The sequence below is a fragment of the Mesorhizobium sp. M1163 genome (assembly GCF_040318415.1).
Taxonomy (GTDB): Bacteria; Pseudomonadota; Alphaproteobacteria; order Rhizobiales; family Rhizobiaceae; genus Mesorhizobium.
The window spans coordinates 68,041-87,206 of record NZ_JAMYMF010000029.1; the positions used below are offsets into that span (position 1 = coordinate 68,041).

Below are 19,166 nucleotides of genomic sequence, written 5' to 3' on the forward strand. Positions count from 1 at the left end.
AGGGTCCAACGTGCTCTAACCCGGCCGCCAGGAAAACAATATGACGATTAATATTGGCACGAACGTTTTTTCCGGCACTGGTCGTTTTTGCCGCATGGCGCTCGTCCTGCTGGCGATGGCCGGTTGCACGAGCAGCAACATAGAAGGTGCAGCGCCCGCCACCGGCCTTGTCGGGGCGAACGACACCGGTTCCTACCCGAACCTGAACATCCCGCCGCAGGTGGCGGCCGAGCAATTCACCGACGAGGAAAAGAACGCCAAGCTCGCCCAGCTGAAGGCCGAGGAGCAGGGCCAGGCCGCGAAGGGCGGCGGCGTCAAGGTCGCGGACCAGGCTGCGCTGGACCAGCTGGCAAAAAAACACGGCGCCGAGGCGCTGAAGCAGATCGAAGGCAAATGCGACCCCGCTCTCGACCCTAATTGCAAATAAGCTTATACGCGCGACCGCAACCTCACTGTCTGGAACTGCCATGGAAGAATTTCACAAGGTCCGCCGGCTTCCGCCCTATGTCTTCGAACAGGTAAACCGGCTGAAGGCCAGTGCCCGCTCGCGTGGCGCCGACATCATCGACCTTGGCATGGGCAATCCGGACCTGCCGACGCCCAAGGCCATCGTCGACAAACTCTGCGAGGTAGTGCGTGATCCGCGCACGCACCGCTATTCGTCGTCGCGCGGCATTCCGGGCCTGCGCCGTGCCCAGGCCAATTATTATGCCCGCCGTTTCGGCGTGAAGCTCGACCCGGACAGCCAGGTGGTGGCGACGCTCGGGTCAAAGGAGGGCTTTGCCAATATGGCGCAGGCGATCACCGCCCCCGGCGATGTGATCCTGTGCCCCAATCCGACCTATCCGATCCACGCCTTCGGCTTCATCATGTCGGGCGGCGTCATCCGCTCGCTGCAGGTCGAACCGGACGACGGTTTCATCCCGGCGCTGGAGCGCGGCATCCGCCATTCGATCCCGAAGCCGCTGGCGCTGATCCTCAATTATCCCTCCAACCCGACAGCACTGGTCGCCTCGCTCGATTTCTACAAGGAGGTGGTGGCTTTCGCCAGGAAGAACGACATCATCATCCTGTCGGACCTTGCCTATTCGGAGATTTATTTCGACGGCAATCCGCCGCCTTCGGTGCTGCAGGTGCCGGGCGCGATCGACGTCGCGGTCGAGTTCACCTCGATGTCGAAGACCTTTTCGATGCCGGGCTGGCGCATGGGTTTTGCGGTCGGCAATGAAAGGCTGATCTCGGCGCTGACGCGGGTGAAATCCTATCTCGACTACGGCGCCTTCACGCCGATCCAGGTGGCGGCCGCGCATGCACTCAACGGCGACGGAGCCGATATCGCCGAAGTGCGCGACGTCTACCGCAAACGCCGCGACGTCATGGTCGACGCCTTCAGCCGTGCCGGCTGGACCATTCCCGCACCGGCGGCATCGATGTTCGCCTGGGCGCCGATCCCCGAGCCGTTCAAGCACCTCGGCTCGCTTGAATTCTCCAAGCTCCTGATCGAGCACGCCGACGTCGCGGTGGCGCCGGGCGTCGGCTTCGGCGAGCATGGCGACGATCACGTGCGCATCGCGCTGGTCGAAAACGAGCACCGGATCCGTCAGGCAGCGCGCAACATCAAGCGCTTCCTCGCATCCAGCGCCAAGCAGCCGAATAACGTCGTACCGCTCGCCGCGCATCGCTGAGTTTTCTACACATCAATCGACCGAATGGGGCGTCGCCGGACATGGCTGAAGCGTTGCGTGTTGGAATTGCCGGCCTCGGCACCGTCGGTGCGTCGGTGGCTCGCGTGCTGCGCGACAAGGCGGCGGAACTGACGCGGCAGTGCGGCCGCGACATCGTCGTGTCAGCCGTCTCGGCCCGCGATCCCAAACGCGACCGCGGCGTTGATCTTGGCACAGCACAGTGGTTCGACGACGCCGTCAAGATGGCCCAGACCGCCGAGATCGATGTATTCGTCGAACTGATCGGCGGCGACGAGGGCGCGGCACGATCCTCGGTGAAGGCGGCGCTCGAGGCCGGCCGCCATGTCGTCACCGCCAACAAGGCACTGCTTGCCAAGCACGGCGTGTCACTGGCCGAGATCGCGGAAAAGAGGGGCGTGCTGCTCAACTACGAAGCGGCGGTGGCCGGCGGCATTCCGGTCATCAAGACGATGCGCGAGGCGATGGCCGGCAATTCGGTGACCCGGGTCTTCGGCATCCTCAACGGCACCTGCAATTATATTTTGACGCGCATGGAAGCCGAGGGCCTGTCCTTTGATGCCTGCCTGAAGGACGCCCAGCGGCTGGGCTATGCCGAAGCCGACCCGACCTTCGACATCGAGGGCCACGACACCGCGCACAAGCTGTCGATCCTGACCAGCCTTGCCTTCGGCACGAGGATTGCGGCCAATGACATCTACATGGAGGGCATCTCCAACATCAGCCAGGCCGATATCCGCGCGGCCGGCGATCTCGGCTACCGGATCAAGCTGCTTGGCGTCGCCCAACGCACCGAAAGCGGTATCGAGCAGCGCGTTCACCCGACCATGGTGCCGACGGCCTCGGTCATCGCGCAGGTGCACGGTGTCACCAATGCGGTCGCGATCGAAACCGACATCCTCGGCGAATTGCTGCTTTCCGGCCCCGGTGCCGGCGGCAACGCCACCGCTTCGGCGGTGATCGGCGACATTGCCGACATTGCCAAGAGCCGGCCTGGCTTCCAGCATGGCCCGGTCTTCGGCCGGCCGGCGAAGGAATTGAAGCCCTACAAAAAGGCGCAGATGCGCAGCCATGCCGGCGGTTATTTCATCCGGCTGACCGTGCACGACCGTCTCGGCGTTTTCGCCGCGATCGCCAAACGCATGGCCGACAACGACATATCGCTGGAATCGATCGTGCAACATGCCGCAGGGCCGGAAACCGAGGCACAGAAGACAGTCATCCTGGTCACCCACGAGACGACCGAGGCGGCGGTGCGCAAGGCCGTCGACGGCATCACCAGGGACAGCCTTCTGACCGACAAGCCGCAAGTCATCCGCATCGAGCGGGCCGGATAGCAGTCTCACATTTTGCGTTTAATCGATTGATATTGCTGCGCTTTCAAAAAGGTCCAGCGCAGGTCTTGCTGTTGTCACGAGGCTTTGACACAAGAAGCGCGTCTCTGGCGGGAGGCTAATGCATGTCGCCCAAAAGTGTGCGGCGGTTTTGGGACAACGACATGCATAAAAACAAAGTGCCAACGAGGATTATCCATCGATGAATGTGGCCCAGAACATTGTCGCCGGCCTCGACCGGATACTGACCATGGAATTGGTGCGCGTCACCGAACGCGCCGCGGTCGCGGCGGCCAGATTGCGCGGACGCGGCGACGAGAAAGCCGCCGATCAGGTCGCGGTCGACGCCATGCGCCAGGAGCTTAATCGTCTCGCCATCAACGGCACGGTGGTGATCGGCGAGGGCGAGCGGGACGAGGCGCCGATGCTCTATATCGGCGAGGAGGTCGGTACAGGCAAAGGCCCGGCTGTCGACATCGCGCTCGATCCGCTCGAAGGCACGACGATCTGCGCCAAGAACCTGCCCAATGCGTTGGCCGTCATCGCCATTGCCGAAAAAGGCAGCCTTCTGTTCGCGCCGGACGTCTATATGGACAAGATCGCCATCGGCCCGGGCTATGCCGATGGCATCATCGACATCGATGCCTCGCCGGCCGAAAATATTGCCAGCCTGGCCAGGGCCAAGGGCGTTCCGGTGGCAGAGATCACCGCCTGTATCCTCGACCGGCCGCGCCATGGCGCCTTGATCGAAGCCGTGCGGGCGACAGGCGCCGCGATCCGGCTGATCGGCGACGGTGATGTCGCCGGCGTCATCCACACCACCGACCCGGACGAAACCGGCATCGACATCTATCTCGGCACCGGCGGTGCGCCGGAGGGCGTGCTGGCGGCGGCGGCCTTGCGCTGCACCGGCGGCCAGATGCAGGGCAGGCTGATCCTTGACACGCCGGAAAAGCTGGCGCGCGCGGCGAAGATGGGGATCTCCAACCCGAAACGGATCTACCACACGCAAGACATGGCACGCGGCGACGTGCTGTTTGCCGCGACCGGCGTCACCGACGGCAATATGCTGGCCGGCGTCAAGTTCGGCCGCAATTTCATCACCACGCACACGATCGTGCTGCGCTCGTCGTCGCGAACCGTGCGCGAAATCAAGGCCAGGCACCAGGATCTGGAAAAGTTTTGATTTCGACTCAGTTAGCCGTTGCATATTGTGCGCAATGACAAATTGCAGACGGCGCGTCACGTGACGGGGGAAAGACGCTTTTTCCTAGATGTCAGGCAGTCGGCCACCGGCGTTTCCTGGGAACACCGACTGACCGAGCGTCAGGACATGGCTGCGCTCGCCATCGCGCAAGGTTATGGCGTGCCCGACATCGTGGCACGCGTGCTGGCCGGGCGCGGCGTCACTGCCGAGCAGACCGAGCGGTTCCTGGATCCGACCATCCGCAACCTGCTGCCCGACCCGGCATCTCTGACCGACATGGACAAGGCGGCCTCTCGCATCGCCCAGGCGGTGACGGCAAGGGAAAAGGTGGCGATCTTTGGCGACTACGATGTCGACGGCGCCGCCTCATCGGCGCTGCTCAAGCGCTTTTTCGCACATTTCTCGGTGCCGTCGGAGATCTACATACCGGACCGCATCTTCGAGGGTTACGGCCCCAATCCGGAAGCGATGCGCGAACTCGTCTCGCGCGGCGCGACGCTGATCGTCACCGTCGATTGCGGCACCAACAGTGCTGCTTCCATCGACGCGGCGAAGGCCGCCGGCGCCGACGTCGTGGTGCTCGATCACCATCAGGTCGGCGGGCCGTTGCCGGCGGCGGCTGCGGTCGTCAATCCTAATCGCGAGGACGATCTTTCCGGGCAAGGCCATCTTTGCGCCGCCGGCGTCGTCTTCCTGTGCCTGGTACAGACGGCGAAGATCCTGCGCAGCCGGCTGCCGGATGCCGCAGCGCCCGACCTGCTTGGCCTGCTCGACCTGGTGGCGCTGGGCACCGTCTGCGACGTGGTGCCGCTCACCGGCATCAACCGGGCCTTCGTGGTCAAGGGGCTACAGGTGGCGCGGCAGCAGAGGAACGAAGGGCTGGCGGCACTGGCGCGGGTCTCGCGTATCGGCGAGCCGATCAGCACTTTCCATCTGGCCTTTCTGATCGGTCCGCGCATCAACGCCGGCGGGCGCATCGGCGACGCAGCACTTGGCAGCCGCCTGCTTGCAACCGACGACCCGGTCGAGGCCCGCACCATCGCCGAGACGCTCGACCGGCTCAACCAGGAGCGGCAGTCGATGGAGCAGGAGATGCTGGCCGCGGCGCGCTCAGAGGCCGACGCCGAGCTTGCCGGCGGCAATGGTCCGGCCATCGTGGTCACAGCCAGCAGCAACTGGCATCCGGGCATTGTCGGCCTGCTTGCCTCGCGGCTCAAGGACCATGCAAGACGGCCGGCTTTTGCCATCGCCTTCAACGCCAATGGCGTCGGTACGGGGTCAGGCCGTTCGGTGTCGGGCTTCGACCTCGGCCGGCTGGTGCGCGAGGCTGCCGATGCCGGGCTGATCGTCAAGGGCGGCGGCCACGGAATGGCGGCAGGCATCACCGTCGAGCGGGCGAAGCTCGGCGCGCTCCGGGCTTTTTTCGAAGAGCGCGCTGCGGTGGATGTGTTCCGGCTGCAAGGCGAGGAGAGCCTGGCGATCGACGGCGCGCTTGCCGCCGAGGGCGCGACGCTTGCGCTGCTCGATGCGCTTGAGCGGGCAGGGCCGTTCGGCGCCGGGCATGTCGCGCCGGTGTTCGCGCTGCCGCGTCACCGGCTGGTTGATGCGCGGGCGGTCGGCACCAACCATATCCGCGCCGACCTGCAGTCGGAAAGCGGCGGCCGCATCCAGGCGATCGCCTTTCGCGCCGTCGATACTGCGCTTGGCGAATTCCTGTTCAAGAACAGGGGCAAACCGGTGCACGTCGCCGGCTCATTGTCGGGCAATCACTGGAACGGCAACCGCACGGTGCAGTTTCGTATCGTCGACGCGGCGCTTGCCTGAGAGCTCGCTGACCGCTCGGCCTAAGCGAGGACGGTCTGCAGCCGGGTCAGTTCGCCGATTTGCGCCATCGTTGCCTGGTAGCCGATACGGATCGCTTCGTCGGCGCGGTGGAATTCGGTCAGGCCGATATGGCTGAGCTTCGGCTGCAGCGACATGTCCGGCGGGTCGCCGGCCAGCCTGGCGCGCGAAATGCGGTCCTGGATGATGTTGAAGGCTTCGACCATGACGCCGGTGATGCCGAGCCGCGTCTCGCGCGACTGACGTTCGGGATCGGCGTGGCCACCCCTTGGCGCGTCTCTCTCGACGATCAGCTCGCCTGCGCTGTGCTTGATCACCGCGGCGCGGCCGAACAGATCGTAGTGAAGGTTCACCGCAACCACGAGCGGCTGCTCGTAGGCACGGCAGACCGAGACCGGCACCGGATTGACCAGTGCGCCGTCGACCAGCACGCGCCCATTGCAGGCGACCGGCTCGAACACGCCGGGCAGCGCGTAGGAGGCGCGCATGGCGGTACTCAACGAGCCGCTCGACAGCCAGATTTCATGGCCGGTGCGGATTTCGGCAGCGACGCAGACGAACGGTTTTGGCAGGTCCTCGAAGCGGATGCCGGCTATGTGCTCGCGCAGCCGTGCGTCGAGCTTCATGCCACCGAACAGGCCGCTGCCGCGTAGATTGAGGTCGAGAAGGCCAAAAATGCGCCGCCTGGTCAGGCTGCGCGCGAATTCTTCCAGCTCGTCAAGTTTGCCGGCAACATAGCAGCCGCCGACCAGCGCGCCGATCGAGGTGCCGGCGATCATCGACACTTCGATGCCGGCTTCGTCAAGCGCGCGCAGCACGCCGATATGCGCCCAGCCGCGCGCGCAGCCGCCGCCCAATGCCAGCGAGATCCCTGTTTTACCTGGAGATTTGGTTTCGGATGCGCCTGCGGCCGAGGAGAGGCCATTGGCCTCCCGAACGTCAGGTCTGTTGCGCAATGACGCCCAGTCGAGCATCACAATCTCCCTTGTCCCACGGTCATCCTACAGGCGGGCCGTATCGAAATCATGAATATACGTGGCTGAAGTGCTGCGAATGGTTCATACTGATGGTGTTTTGGGCTTTCGATACGTTTTTTCCGCATCGAACAGCGGCTTGCTGCCGTCGTTGGCAAGCGTCCCTTTGCCATCGCTCAGCCCCACCGTCCGATAAAAGCATGAACGTCGGCCGGTGTGACAAGTTGCTTCGTGACCCAGCACTTTGACGCGCAACCATATCGCGTCCTGGTCACAATCTGTGAGCATCTCGACGACCTGCTGGACATTGCCCGAGGTTTCGCCCTTCTTCCACAGCGCGTTGCGCGAACGCGACCAGTAGTGCGCGATGCCGGTCTCGAGTGTCAGCGCCAGCGCCTCGGCATTCATATGCGCGACCATCAGCAGCATGCCGTTTTCGGCATCGGTGACGACGACAGTGACGAGGCCGCCGGCATCGAAGCGCGGTGAAAGGACGGTGCCTTCCTCAAGCGCTTTCTTGTCTGAGGGAGCTTTCGGGAATTCCAATGCCGACATTCGCCGGTCCTTATTTAGCGAAGGTGGCGCGGGTCTGATCAGTTCCGCCGCCGCGCACCATGGTGACGAAGCGGACCTGCTCTTCTGGGGTATCCTTGAAGACGCCGGTGAAGGTCGAGGTCAGCGTGGTGGAGCCCTGTTTGCGGATGCCGCGCATGGCCATGCACATATGCTCGGCCCCGAGCATGACGGCGACGCCGCGCGGATTGAGCACGTCCTGGATGACGCCGGCAATCTGCGCAGTCATCGCTTCCTGGGTCTGCAGGCGGTGGGCAAAGATGTCGACGACGCGCGCGATCTTGGACAGGCCGACAACCTTGCCGTCAGGCAGATAGCCGACATGCGCCTTGCCGATGATCGGCACCATGTGATGCTCGCAATGCGAGTGGAACGTGATGTCCTTGACTATGACGAGGTCGTCATAGCCGGCGACTTCCTCGAAGGTGCGGCCAAGCTCCTCGGCCGGGCACATATCGTAGCCGTTGAACATTTCGCGGAACGCCTTGGTGACGCGCTTCGGCGTGTCGATCAGGCCCTCGCGCTCAGGATTGTCGCCGGTCCAGCGCAACAAGGTGCGCACCGCGGCTTCGACTTCGGCCTCACTCGGCCGGTCGGTGACCGGCTTTTCCATATAGGCCGACTGCGGCATGAGTTTCTTGATAACGGCGTCCATAAAGGCGTCTCCCGTAGTTCCTCTCTCAGGAGGAACGAGTTGAACGGACCACGACCTTTCGGGTGTTAGAAACTCGCCCGGTTTCCAGCCCGTAAGTGGCGTGAACAGATTTGGGCAGGACGAGACTTGCGGTCGCCTTGTCGATACCCGACTACGACCATTATATATGTTCGTGCCGAGCGAAAGGAAGACGCCAGAGCGGCAATCGCTGTTCGCTGGGCGGCGACGGATTGGAAAAATATGATCGACGATGTCTACAATGCGAAAATTCTGGGTTTTGCCGGAAATATCGCACGGATCGGTCGGCTCGACCGGCCCGACGCAACCGCACGAGCACATTCCAAGCTGTGCGGCTCGACAGTGACCGTCGATCTGAAGATGGATGACGGCGTCGTCAGCGATTTCGCGCATGACGTGAAGGCCTGTGCGCTTGGCCAGGCGTCGTCTTCGATCATGGCGCAGCATGTCGTCGGCGCCAGCGCGGAAGAACTGCGCAGCGTGCGCGAGACGATGCTAAAAATGCTGAAGGAAAATGGCCCGCCGCCCGAAGGCCGCTTCGCCGACCTGAAATACCTGGAACCGGTGCGCGACTACAAGGCGCGCCACGCCTCGACCATGCTGACCTTCGACGCGGTGGTCGATGCGATCGGCCAGATCGAGAAGAAGCGGGCGGAACAGGCGGCCTAAACCTCGGCAAGAAAACGCCGGCTTTCGGCGAATTCCGCCCGGACCCAGTCGGCAAAAGCCCTGGCAGGCTCGGAAAGGTCATTCAGTCTTCTGGCCACCAGCCAATAGGCGCCGGACGCAACGTCGATGTCGAAAGGCTTGACCAGCGCGCCGGACGCAAGTTCTTCGCCGATCTGCAAAAGATCGCCCAGTGCGACACCATGTCCAAGCAAGGCTGCCTGTTTCGAAAGCGAGGCATCCGCCAGCATCGGTCCACGCGCAGGCACGGCTTCAGGGGTCACGCCGGCCGCTTCGAACCAGCGCGTCCAAGCCTGACGGTTTTCTTCGTGCAGCAATGTATAGCGACCAAGGTCGATCGGTTTTTCCAGAGCTGGCCCGGACGCAAGAAGCGCCGGCGACAGAACCGGTGAATCGACGACCGAGGCAAGCTGTTCGGCTTCGCTGCGTGGCCATGAAGTGGCGTGTGCACTGAAGCGTAGAGCAAGTTCAGGCTGATCGCTGCGGAACTCTATCAACCTCGGGTCGACCTCAAGGGAAACGTCGATATCGGGTCGCAACTGGCGAAATCGGTTGAGCCGCGGCACCAGCCATACGGATGCAAGCGACGGCTCGACGCTGACACGGACCACGGACTGCGTCGGGGCCGCCGTCAATTCCGAAAGCAGCCTGTCGATGCCCCCGAAACTTCTGACCAACTGGTCGAGCAGCCGCCGGCCGGTGTCGGTCAATTCGACGCGGCGATGATGGCGGAAGAACAAAGGTTGGCGCAGGAATGTTTCGAGCTCGCGGATCTGGCGGCTGATCGCCGCCTGCGAAACATAAAGCTCCTCGGCCGCACGGCTGAAGCTCAGGTGACGACCGGCTGCTTCGAAGCTTCTAAGAGTCGTCAGGGGAGGCGTCCGCGCTTCATTCGCATAACTCAGAGTTATCTGACGTCGACGTTATACTCGTTTGAAGAGCAAGGCCAGCGGCGCTCTAATCGGTGCTCAAAGGAGTGCTGCCATGATCCAGTTTCTCAACATCCTGAGCGATGTCGTGCGGATCGCGACATTTCAATGGCATGACGAGAAACCGCATGGCGACTGGTGCGAGGGGAGGCCGCCGACCAGCGTCGCCGCATGTCGGAAGCCGACGCCCGACCGGTACCCGGTTCGCCGTTCGAGGCAGTGACGGGATTGCCGGAACGGCATTGCGTTCCCGGCCCGATGCGCACATCTATCCTGAAGGGAAACGCGACGCGGAGACTGTGGTGGTCGGCCAACATCGGCATGCGCACGGCGCCAGGCCGATTCGACAAGGACGCAACTGGCCCGGCCCGTGGCGCAAGACGCCGGGCCGCGTCTTCGGCACGTCGCTCGTCCGGCTCTACCAGCTGACGCTGTCCGGCTTTGTGGGCAATTCCTGCCGGCATCTGCCGACCTGTTCCGAATACGCGCACGAAGCGATCGCCCGGCATGGACTATGGGCCGGCGGCTGGATGGGATTCTTTCGCGTGCTGCGCTGCGGGCCGTTAGGGACGCATGGCATCGACCGCGTGCCCGAAACCCTGGCTGAGCGCTATGTCTGGTTTGCGCCGTGGCGGTACTGGCGGATCGGGAAAAAACGTGGCGACCTAGACAGTTGACCGCAACTGTTCGTTACACAACCGCACCGCTGTTTACGATCTGGTAGGGTTAACCGCAGCTTGCGCGGACATGGCGCATTTAAGACAAAATCGAGACAAGACGCCTCGCTAAGCCGCTCCTGATACCCTTCAGGAGAGATTGCCAAATGCGCCGGATAGATCGTCTTCCCTTCGTTTTCGCCGTGGTTCTCTATGTCCTGGCGTGGCTGTTGGGCTTTCCGATCCGTGCGCAATCGGCGCCTCTCGGGGACGTCGAATGCACGCTGATCGTCGACGCCGCGAGCGGCGAGACGCTGTACCGGCAAGGGGTTTGCGATCAGCGCGTCAGCCCCGCCTCGACATTCAAGATTCCGCTGGCGCTGATCGGCTATGACGCCGGAATCCTGGGCGACGAGCATACACCGAATTGGGAGTACAAAGCGGAGTTCAACGCGCCGAAACGGGACCGCAAGACCGTCGACCCGACGATCTGGGAAAGGGATTCGGTCCTTTGGTTCTCACGCGAGATCACGCGCCGGCTCGGCAGCAAACAGTTTGCCGGCTATGTGTCCAGATTGGACTATGGCAACACCGACGTCTCCGGCAATTCCGGCAAGAATGACGGCCTCACCCATTCCTGGGTGAATTCTTCGCTCGAGATATCGCCGGTCGAGCAGGTCGATTTCCTGCGCAAGCTGCTGGCGCGGAATCTGCCGGTCTCGGACAAGGCCCATGCGATGACCAATGCGATTGTCCCGACCTTCCGGGCGGGCGGCTGGACGGTGCAGGGCAAGACCGGGACGACCAGGCTTGGCGACGATGCCGACAAGCGCTCGCTTGGCTGGTTTGTTGGCTGGGCGCAGAAGCATGCTCGCAAGATCGTCTTTGCCCGCCTCGTAGTCGATACGAAACGTTCCGACACGCCGAAGGGGCTCAAGACGCGGGCGATGTTCCTGAAAGAGCTGTCGAATCTCCTCGGGTGACCTAAATCCGGCTTTACGGCGCCGAAAACTGCCCATAAAAGACCGCTCGCCGCCGGACGCATCCGGCTCTTACTTGATGTAAGTCGCAACCCCAAAATCGCTACGCAGTTTTGGGCGACGTGCATTTTACCACCCGCGCTCGTTTGCGGGACTGGATAGGAGAATTTAATGCTGGATTCCGTTTCCCTGACATTTCCCGATGGCTCCGTCCGCGACTACGACGCGGCGATGACCGGCGCCGGCCTGGCGGAATCGATCTCGAAGTCGCTGGCCAAGAAGGCCGTTGCCTACAGCATCGACGGCACGTTGCGCGACCTTTCCGACCCGATCGGCAAATCAGGCAAGCTCGAAATCATCACCCGCGAGGATCCGCGTGCGCTGGAGCTCATCCGCCATGATGCCGCGCACGTGCTCGCCGAAGCCGTGCAGGAACTTTGGCCGGGAACGCAGGTGACCATCGGGCCGGTGATCGAGAACGGATTCTACTACGACTTCGCCCGCAACGAGCCGTTCACGCCCGACGATTTCCCGGTGATCGAGAAGAAGATGCGCGAGATCATTGCGCGCAACAAGCCGTTCACCAAAGAGGTGTGGTCGCGTGAAAAGGCGAAAAGGATCTTTGCCGACAAGGGCGAGCGCTACAAGCTCGAGCTGATCGACGCCATCGCCGAGGATCAGGATCTCAAGATCTATGCGCAGGGCGACTGGTTCGACCTTTGCCGCGGTCCGCACATGGCCTCGACCGGCCAGATCGGCAACGCCTTCAAGCTGATGAAGGTCGCCGGCGCCTATTGGCGCGGCGATAGCAACAACCCGATGCTGACGCGCATCTACGGCACGGCCTGGGCCGACCAGGCGCAGCTCGAAGCCTATCAGACGATGCTGGAGGAAGCCGAGAAGCGCGACCACAGGAAGCTCGGCCGTGAGATGGACCTGTTCCATTTCCAGGAGGAGGGCCCCGGGGTCGTGTTCTGGCACGCCAAGGGCTGGAGGATGTTCCAGAACCTGGTCAATTACATGCGCCGCCGCCTGGACGAGCAGGGCTACCAGGAGGTCAACGCGCCGCAGGTGCTCGACAAGAGCCTGTGGGAGACCTCAGGCCACTGGGGCTGGTACCGGGACAACATGTTCAAGGTGACGGTCGCCGGCGACGACACCGACGACGACCGGGTGTTTGCGCTGAAGCCGATGAACTGCCCCGGCCACGTCCAAATCTTCAAACACGGGCTGAAGTCCTACCGCGATCTGCCGGTAAAACTTGCGGAATTCGGCAATGTGCATCGCTATGAGCCGTCCGGCGCACTGCACGGGCTGATGCGGGTGCGCGGCTTTACCCAGGACGATGCCCACATCTTCTGCACCGAGGAACAGCTCGCCGACGAGTGCATCAAGATCAACGACCTGATCCTGTCGACCTATGCCGATTTCGGCTTCGACGAAATCACGGTCAAGCTGGCGACCCGCCCCGAAAAACGGGTCGGCACCGACGCGATGTGGGATCACGCCGAGGGCGTGCTGCAGGACGTGCTCGACAAGATCGCGGCGCGGTCGGGCAACCGGATCAAGACGGGCGTAAATCCGGGCGAGGGCACGTTCTACGGGCCGAAGTTCGAATATGTGCTGAAGGACGCCATCGGCCGCGACTGGCAATGCGGCACCACGCAGGTCGACTTCAACCTGCCGGAACGGTTCGGCGCCTTCTACATCGGCTCCGATTCGGAAAAGAAGCAGCCGGTGATGGTGCATCGCGCCATCTGCGGTTCGATGGAGCGTTTTCTCGGCATCCTGATCGAGAATTATTCCGGCCATTTCCCGCTCTGGTTCGCGCCGCTGCAGGTGGTGGTGGCGACGATCACTTCCGATGCCGACGATTACGCGCGAAAAGTCGTTGCGCAGCTGAAGGCGGCCGGGCTGATCGCCGAAACCGACCTGCGCAACGAGAAGATCAACTACAAGGTCCGCGAGCACAGCCTTGCCAAGGTGCCGGTCATCGTCGTTTGCGGCAAGCGTGAGGCTGAGGAAGAAACGGTCAATGTCCGCCGTCTCGGGTCGCGCGACCAGGAATCGCTTGGCCTCGCGGCCGCCGTGAAACTGCTTTCCGACGAGGCGGTGACACCCGACCGCAAGCGCCTTGCGGCCTGAGCCGGCCAATTAGCAACGAAATGGCGGTGGATCGCTCCACCGCCATTTTCATATGCTTGTCACGCCAATTGTGTAGCGAGCCCCATGCTCAAGCTGAAGATGCGCGAAAGACCGTTTCCCGAGCTCTCCTATGCCGGTCCGCATCAGCCGGCGCTGACGCGCTGGTTCATCCACTCGGTCGAAGGCCTGTCGGGACGTGATCGCTTCGCCGCACTCTATGATTTCTGGCGCCGGCAAGTGGTGCCGAACGGCGAGCGCGTGTTCGGCCGCATGCTGGAGCTGATCGACGTCCGGGTGCGGACCGCCGGTCAATGGCCGCCGGCAAACCTGCCCGACACGCCGCTGGTGATTGTTGCCAACCATCCGTTCGGCATCGGCGACGGTATTGCCGTGCTGTCGCTGGCGGAGCAGCTCGGCCGACCGTTCCGCGTCATGATCCACAGGGATCTGCTCAAGATCCGCGAGATGGAGCCCTATTCGCTGCCGATCGACTTTTCCGAGACCAAGGACGCGCTGAAGAACAACATGGCGGTCCGCCACGAAGCGGTGCGGCTGCTCAAGGAGGGCGTCACCATCGTCGTCTTTCCGGCGGGAGGTGTCGCCACCGCGCCGAAGGGGTTTGGCCGGGCACGCGATCTGCCGTGGAAGGTGTTTCCGGCCCGTCTCGTTCAGGACGCAAAGGCGTCGGTCATCCCATTGCATTTTTCGGGCCAGAACGGCCGGCGGTTCCATCTGGTCAGCGGACCGATGAACATGGCCGAACGCGACGGGCGTGTGGCGAAATTCGTCGGCAAGGCCTCGCTGACACTGCGCACATCGCTGCTCATCCGTGAATTTGCGCGGCTCTCCGGCAAATCGATCGACGTGCGCGTCGGCGACGTGCTGGGGTGGGACGAACTGGAGCCGCTGCGAGACCGCAAGGCCTTGCTCGACCGCCTTCAGCGCGGCGTCTTCGATCTGGCGCCGGCCGAGACGACTGGCCGCGTGCCGTTGCTGGCGCGACGCATGCGCAAAGCAGCCTAGAGGGGGCGCGGCTTAGTCGGCGCCTTCCTCGGAATCGATGGCCGAAGCTTCGGTTGCCAGGACTTCGATGTCCTGATTGTGTCCGGCCACCACCGTAAAATCCTTCTGGTAGATGCGGTCGCGGTTTTTGGCGATGATGGTGTAGTCGCCCTCGGCCAGCACCATCGAGGCAAAGGCGCCGACGGTCTCCTTGATCGGGTCGCCGGACTCGTTCAGCAGCGACCAGGAGGTGTCGGCGATCGCCTCGCCGCCCGGCTCGCGCACCAGCTTCATGGTCATCTCGGCGGCACGATGCTCGACCGTCGCTTCGGTCAGCTTGCCGGCCTCGACGCGGATGTCGGAGCGGATGACCGCGTTCACAGCGCCATAGGTCGAAACAACGTGGTAGGTGCCGGCATTGAGCCGCACGACGCTGTTCGGCTCGACATCGGGTATGATCAGCGCGCGATCGCCATCGGCCGCGGCGTGGCTCTCATAAATCGAGAAGCGCAGCTTCTTCGGCGGTATGCGCACCCCTCCCGACAGCACGGCATCAAGCTTGAGGCCGCCGGCATCGAGCACGAGGCTCTCACGCTTGGCTTCCTTGCCGACGGTGATGCGCTTGGTGGCGCCGGCCCGCCCGTAGGAGGCATGGACCAGATAGGAACCCGGCTCGAGCTGGAATACGGCGGTGCCGCCATGAGCGGAGGCGACCATCGGCAGCTTGCCGTCGCTGGCCGATTCGGGCTTGAAGACGCGCCAGACGATGCCGCGCGTGATGTCGGCACCCTTGTCGGTCAATTGCGCCGACAGCGTGATCGCCCCGCTGCTGCCCAATGCCAGCGATGTCTCGCTTTTCGGAGGCGCATAGCCCGAAATTCCGGGAAGTTTCAGATCACTGAGGCCGTCTACATTCTGGGCGGCGGCAAGCGAAACCGGCACCATCAACAGTGCGGCAGCGAGCCATATCAGGAAAAGACGCAATGTCCCCTCAAACATGCCTTGCGTTGAAGCCCAATGCGGTGGCAATTTCAAGGCTTAAGAGTCCGGTCGGCTTCTGCTAGAGGGCTCTTTGTCCGGCGCGTCGCGCCAATGCCCGAGCCGCCCGATATCCCGATGGCGCGCTTCAGCTCAAATTCCAGGAGACTTGCGCCCATGGCGTCGCCGATCATCGATTTTCTGCTGACCCGAAATTCCGCGCCGATCCCGGATTTGAAAGAGCCGGCACCGGGCGATGCGGAGATCGCGACCATGATCGCCGCCGCCTCGCGGGTGCCGGATCATGGCCGGCTGGAGCCCTGGCGTTTCATCCTCTATCGCGGCCAGGCTCGCGTCGAGATCGGCAAGGAGTTGGCAGCACTTGCCGAACAGCGCGAAGGGCCGTTGCCGGAAGGCCGCCGCAACCAGGAATTGGCACGCTTTTCGCGGGCGCCTCTGGTCATCGGCGTGATCTCGATCCCCAGGGAAAATCCAAAGATCCCGCAATGGGAGATGTTCTTGTCCGGCGGCATGGCTGCGATGAACCTGCTGCTTGCCGCCAATGCGCTGGGCTACGGTACCAACATGATCAGCAACTGGTATTCCGACGTGCCAGAGGGCAGGGCGATCCTCGGTCTGGCGCCGCATGAGCGGGTCGTCGGTTTTGTCCATATCGGCTCCTATCAGGGGCCAGCGCCGGAGCGGCCACGGCCCGATCCGGCAAAGCTCTACGCCGACTATTCGGGGCCGTGGGTGGGATAATTTTCGACCCGGAACCAGACCCTAAGCGTCAAGCCCCGCTGCCCTGGCTCGCGCCAGGAGCCGCTCGGCGAGCTTGAGATGCGGCCGGTCGTACATCTTGCCGTCGATGCCGACGACGCCGGGGTTTCCCGCCGCCTTGAATGCCTCGACGATCGCCAGCGAATTTTTCACCGCTTGCGCCGAAGGCGTGAAGGCGGCGTTGATGACCGGCACCTGCGCCGGATGGATCGCCATCTTGCCGGTGAAGCCGTCGCGCTCGGCCTCGGCGCATTCGGCCTCGAAGCCGGCCATGTCGCGAAAATCCGGAAAGACGGTGTCGATCGCCGCGACTTCCGCGGCATTCGCCGCAAGCAGGGTCATGGTGCGGGCGAAGCGGAATACATCCGTGTAGCGGCCATTCGCGTCGCGCGTCGAGCGCGCGCCGATTGCCGCCGACAGATCTTCCGCGCCCCAGGTGACGCCGACAAGCCGCGCGCTTGCCTTGGCGTAGGTCACGGCGGCCAGAACGCCGGCGGCCGTTTCTGTGATGATCGGCAGGATCTTTATCGCGCCATCCGGCAGGCCGCTTTCAGCTTCGTGCACCCTGAGCTTGGCCGAGAGATGCTGGACATCCAGTCCGCTGTTCGACTTAGGCAGCATGATGCCGTCGGGCTTCACTGGCACGAGCGCCGCCAGATCGTCGTCGGTCAGTCCGGTCGAAAGGTCATTGACGCGCACATAGATCGCGGAGTTGGTTCGGTGCCTGTGCCCGGCGAGGAAACGCGCCGCTGTGTCGCGCGCCAGCCCCTTGTTTTGCGAGGCAATCGAGTCCTCGAGATCGACGATGACCATGTCGGCGCCCGCGCCAAAGCCCTTCTCCAGCTTCTTTTCCGAATCGCCGGGAACGAAGAGCAGGGAACGCATCGGCTATGCCTTTTTCATCATCATGGCTTGCCTCGTGCATCTGGCAACCAGCACGTCGTTCTGGTTATAAGCGCGGTGCTCGAACTCGACGATACCGCGGTCCTGTTTCGACCTGGAATCGCGCACCGAAACCACCGTGGTCTCGACGCGAATCGTGTCGCCATGGAAGACGGGGTGCGGAAACACCGTCTCCTTCATGCCGAGATTAGCGATGGTGGTGCCGACGGTGATGTCGTTGACCGAGATGCCGATCATCAGGCCAAGCGTGAACAGCGAATTGACCAGGGGCTTGCCCCATTCGCTCTTGGCGGCGAAGTCGAAATCGATGTGCAGCGGTTGCGGGTTCAGCGTCATCACCGAAAACAGCATGTTGTCGCTTTCGGTCACGGTCTTGCGCAGCGTGTGCTTGAACACATGGCCGACAACGAACTCCTCAAGGTAAAGGCCGGCCATGGTCTGTCTCCTCCACTGCTTAAGGGTTGATAGGCGTTGCATACCGGGCTCGCAAGCCAGTTAACGAACATGGTGAACCGTTCGTAAACCATTTGTGCCTACGGTCCCGACAGGCGCCAGAAGCGTTCTGGCAAAGGGGCGTAAGCAGGCGACATGGTCGTTTCGCATTTCCTGAAATGGATCCACACGGCAAAGGTGTCGGAGCGTGCTGCGGCGGCAAGCGCGCTGGCTCGCGCCTATGTCGATTCGGACCTGCCTTTCGAGGACCGCTGCGCTGCCGAGGCGGCGCTGACGTTGCTGCTCGATGACGCATCGTCAAAGGTGCGGCTGGCGATCGCCGACGCGCTTTCCATGAGCCATCATGCGCCGCCGCAGATCGTCAGCGCGCTGGCTTCGGACCAGCCCGAGGTGGCCGCTTTGGTACTGGCGCGCTCGCCGCTGCTTACCGATTCCGACCTGATTGATCGGGTTGCCGGCGGCCAGAAAGCGACGCAGAAGGTGATCGCCGACCGGCCGCGCGTCTCGATGTCGGTTGCGGCAGCGATCGCCGAGGTCGGTGAGCCGGAAGCCTGCACCACGCTGCTCGCCAATAGCGGCGCCGACATCGCATCCGTCAGCTTTCGCCGCATGGCCGAGCGTCACGGCCATCTGCCTCTGGTGCGCGAGGCGCTGATCGCCGACATCCGGCTGCCCGCCGACTGCCGGCATATGCTGCTGGTCAAGCTAGGGGAGATGCTCAAGGGATCGCCATTGGTGCTGGCGCTGATGGGCGCCGCCAGGGCCGAGCGCATCACGCGCGATGCTTGCGTCAAGGCTTCGGTGACACTGATCGAAGGCACGCGGGCGGAGGAACATACCGCACTTGTCGAACATCTGCGCCTGCGCGGCGACCTGACCGCAAGCTTCGTCATCCGCACCATCGCGCACGGCAAGGTCGACTTCTTTGGTTCGGCGCTGGTCGCGCTCAGCCAGCAGCCCGAGCAACGGGTGAGGGCGCTGCTGGCCAGCGGGCATGACATAGCGTTGCAGGCACTGTTCCGCAGCGCCGGGCTTGCCGCCGCCACCCACGCCATCATCCTGCGCGCGCTGAAGGTCTGGCGTGAGGTCGCCAATGGCAAACGCCTCGCCGGCGTCCAGGAAGTCAGCTGGCTGATGCTGAAGGAATTGGGCGGACAGTCCGCCGAAGGCGATCTCGCCGGGCTGGTCAAATCGATCCATCTCGATGCGCTGCGCGAGAACGCACGCGGGCACGCGCTGGCGATCGCGGCTGCTTAAAGCAATTCCAGGAAAAGCGTGAAACGGTTTTCCGACTTGCGTCAAAATAAAAAACTGAGCGGTTCGGCGTTTCCGTGAAACGCTGAACCG

19 protein-coding genes and 1 pseudogene are annotated in these 19,166 nt (G+C 63.2%); 13 read left to right on the forward strand and 7 right to left on the reverse strand.

Annotated features, from left to right (window positions below; translation table 11 throughout):
* Window positions 1–94: 94 nt before the first annotated feature.
* From NKH43_RS25020 to recJ, 5 genes are all read left to right on the forward strand, one after another.
* Window positions 95–427, forward strand: a complete 333-nt coding sequence (locus tag NKH43_RS25020; RefSeq protein WP_352860289.1) for a hypothetical protein — start codon at window positions 95–97, stop codon at window positions 425–427.
* A gap of 40 nt (window positions 428–467) precedes the next feature.
* Window positions 468–1,685, forward strand: coding sequence for an LL-diaminopimelate aminotransferase (locus NKH43_RS25025; protein ID WP_023678886.1), 1,218 nt, complete (start codon window positions 468–470; stop codon window positions 1,683–1,685).
* Window positions 1,686–1,726: 41 nt separating this feature from the next.
* Window positions 1,727–3,040, forward strand: a complete 1,314-nt coding sequence (locus NKH43_RS25030) for a homoserine dehydrogenase (RefSeq protein ID WP_352586954.1) — start codon at window positions 1,727–1,729, stop codon at window positions 3,038–3,040.
* 199 nt (window positions 3,041–3,239) lie between these two features.
* On the forward strand, window positions 3,240–4,223 hold the full coding sequence (gene glpX / locus NKH43_RS25035) for a class II fructose-bisphosphatase (RefSeq protein WP_023720150.1): 984 nt from the start codon (window positions 3,240–3,242) through the stop codon (window positions 4,221–4,223).
* 60 nt (window positions 4,224–4,283) lie between these two features.
* Window positions 4,284–6,068 carry a single-stranded-DNA-specific exonuclease RecJ gene (gene recJ, locus NKH43_RS25040; RefSeq protein ID WP_352482157.1) on the forward strand — a complete coding sequence of 595 codons (1,785 nt, stop codon included), beginning with the start codon at window positions 4,284–4,286 and terminating at the stop codon, window positions 6,066–6,068.
* A gap of 20 nt (window positions 6,069–6,088) precedes the next feature.
* On the opposite strand, the gene NKH43_RS25045 is transcribed toward recJ, so the two are convergent.
* The 3 genes from NKH43_RS25045 to folE form a co-directional block, all read right to left on the reverse strand.
* Window positions 6,089–7,060, reverse strand: coding sequence for a patatin family protein (locus tag NKH43_RS25045; RefSeq protein ID WP_352482159.1), 972 nt, complete (start codon window positions 7,058–7,060; stop codon window positions 6,089–6,091).
* Window positions 7,061–7,144: 84 nt separating this feature from the next.
* Window positions 7,145–7,615 (reverse strand): phosphoribosyl-AMP cyclohydrolase, encoded by a 471-nt coding sequence (hisI, locus tag NKH43_RS25050; protein ID WP_352482161.1) that lies wholly within the window; start codon window positions 7,613–7,615, stop codon window positions 7,145–7,147.
* 10 nt (window positions 7,616–7,625) lie between these two features.
* Window positions 7,626–8,288 carry a GTP cyclohydrolase I FolE gene (gene folE / locus NKH43_RS25055; RefSeq protein WP_352860290.1) on the reverse strand — a complete coding sequence of 221 codons (663 nt, stop codon included), beginning with the start codon at window positions 8,286–8,288 and terminating at the stop codon, window positions 7,626–7,628.
* A 240-nt stretch (window positions 8,289–8,528) separates the two neighbouring features.
* On the opposite strand from folE, the gene NKH43_RS25060 reads away from it, so the two are divergent.
* Entirely contained in the window at window positions 8,529–8,975 is a 447-nt protein-coding gene (locus NKH43_RS25060; RefSeq protein WP_023720146.1) for an iron-sulfur cluster assembly scaffold protein, read from the forward strand.
* Here NKH43_RS25060 and NKH43_RS25065 read toward each other — a convergent pair.
* Window positions 8,972–9,885, reverse strand: a pseudogene (locus NKH43_RS25065) (LysR substrate-binding domain-containing protein). The gene NKH43_RS25060 and the pseudogene NKH43_RS25065 sit on opposite strands and share 4 nt — an antisense overlap.
* Window positions 9,886–9,977: 92 nt before the next feature.
* Here NKH43_RS25065 and NKH43_RS25070 point away from each other — a divergent pair.
* The 5 genes from NKH43_RS25070 (at window position 9,978) to NKH43_RS25090 (ending at window position 14,726) form a co-directional block, all read left to right on the forward strand.
* Window positions 9,978–10,145 (forward strand): hypothetical protein, encoded by a 168-nt coding sequence (locus NKH43_RS25070; RefSeq protein WP_352482166.1) that lies wholly within the window; start codon window positions 9,978–9,980, stop codon window positions 10,143–10,145.
* Window positions 10,146–10,224: 79 nt separating this feature from the next.
* Window positions 10,225–10,599 carry a membrane protein insertion efficiency factor YidD gene (yidD, locus tag NKH43_RS25075; protein ID WP_031194332.1) on the forward strand — a complete coding sequence of 125 codons (375 nt, stop codon included), beginning with the start codon at window positions 10,225–10,227 and terminating at the stop codon, window positions 10,597–10,599.
* Between the two features lie 146 nt (window positions 10,600–10,745).
* Entirely contained in the window at window positions 10,746–11,561 is an 816-nt protein-coding gene (gene blaOXA, locus NKH43_RS25080; RefSeq protein ID WP_023720143.1) for a class D beta-lactamase, read from the forward strand.
* Between the two features lie 168 nt (window positions 11,562–11,729).
* On the forward strand, window positions 11,730–13,703 hold the full coding sequence (gene thrS / locus NKH43_RS25085) for a threonine--tRNA ligase (protein WP_352860292.1): 1,974 nt from the start codon (window positions 11,730–11,732) through the stop codon (window positions 13,701–13,703).
* Window positions 13,704–13,787: 84 nt separating this feature from the next.
* Window positions 13,788–14,726: a lysophospholipid acyltransferase family protein gene (locus NKH43_RS25090; RefSeq protein WP_352860294.1), complete on the forward strand. Its 939-nt coding sequence runs from the start codon at window positions 13,788–13,790 to the stop codon at window positions 14,724–14,726.
* Window positions 14,727–14,738: 12 nt separating this feature from the next.
* On the opposite strand, the gene NKH43_RS25095 is transcribed toward NKH43_RS25090, so the two are convergent.
* Window positions 14,739–15,704: an RgsD C-terminal domain-containing protein gene (locus NKH43_RS25095; RefSeq protein ID WP_023720140.1), complete on the reverse strand. Its 966-nt coding sequence runs from the start codon at window positions 15,702–15,704 to the stop codon at window positions 14,739–14,741.
* Window positions 15,705–15,860: 156 nt separating this feature from the next.
* Between NKH43_RS25095 and NKH43_RS25100 the strand changes: the two genes are divergently transcribed.
* Window positions 15,861–16,445 (forward strand): nitroreductase family protein, encoded by a 585-nt coding sequence (locus NKH43_RS25100; protein WP_023720138.1) that lies wholly within the window; start codon window positions 15,861–15,863, stop codon window positions 16,443–16,445.
* A gap of 21 nt (window positions 16,446–16,466) precedes the next feature.
* Here NKH43_RS25100 and NKH43_RS25105 read toward each other — a convergent pair whose 3' ends face one another.
* A complete protein-coding gene (locus tag NKH43_RS25105) occupies window positions 16,467–17,348 on the reverse strand; it encodes an HpcH/HpaI aldolase/citrate lyase family protein (protein ID WP_352482170.1) in 882 nt (293 codons plus the stop codon).
* Window positions 17,349–17,351: 3 nt separating this feature from the next.
* Window positions 17,352–17,801 (reverse strand): MaoC family dehydratase, encoded by a 450-nt coding sequence (locus NKH43_RS25110; RefSeq protein WP_352482171.1) that lies wholly within the window; start codon window positions 17,799–17,801, stop codon window positions 17,352–17,354.
* Window positions 17,802–17,954: 153 nt separating this feature from the next.
* Here NKH43_RS25110 and NKH43_RS25115 point away from each other — a divergent pair, with 153 nt between their 5' ends.
* Entirely contained in the window at window positions 17,955–19,076 is a 1,122-nt protein-coding gene (locus tag NKH43_RS25115) for a DUF2336 domain-containing protein (RefSeq protein WP_352860296.1), read from the forward strand.
* Window positions 19,077–19,166: the final 90 nt, after the last annotated feature.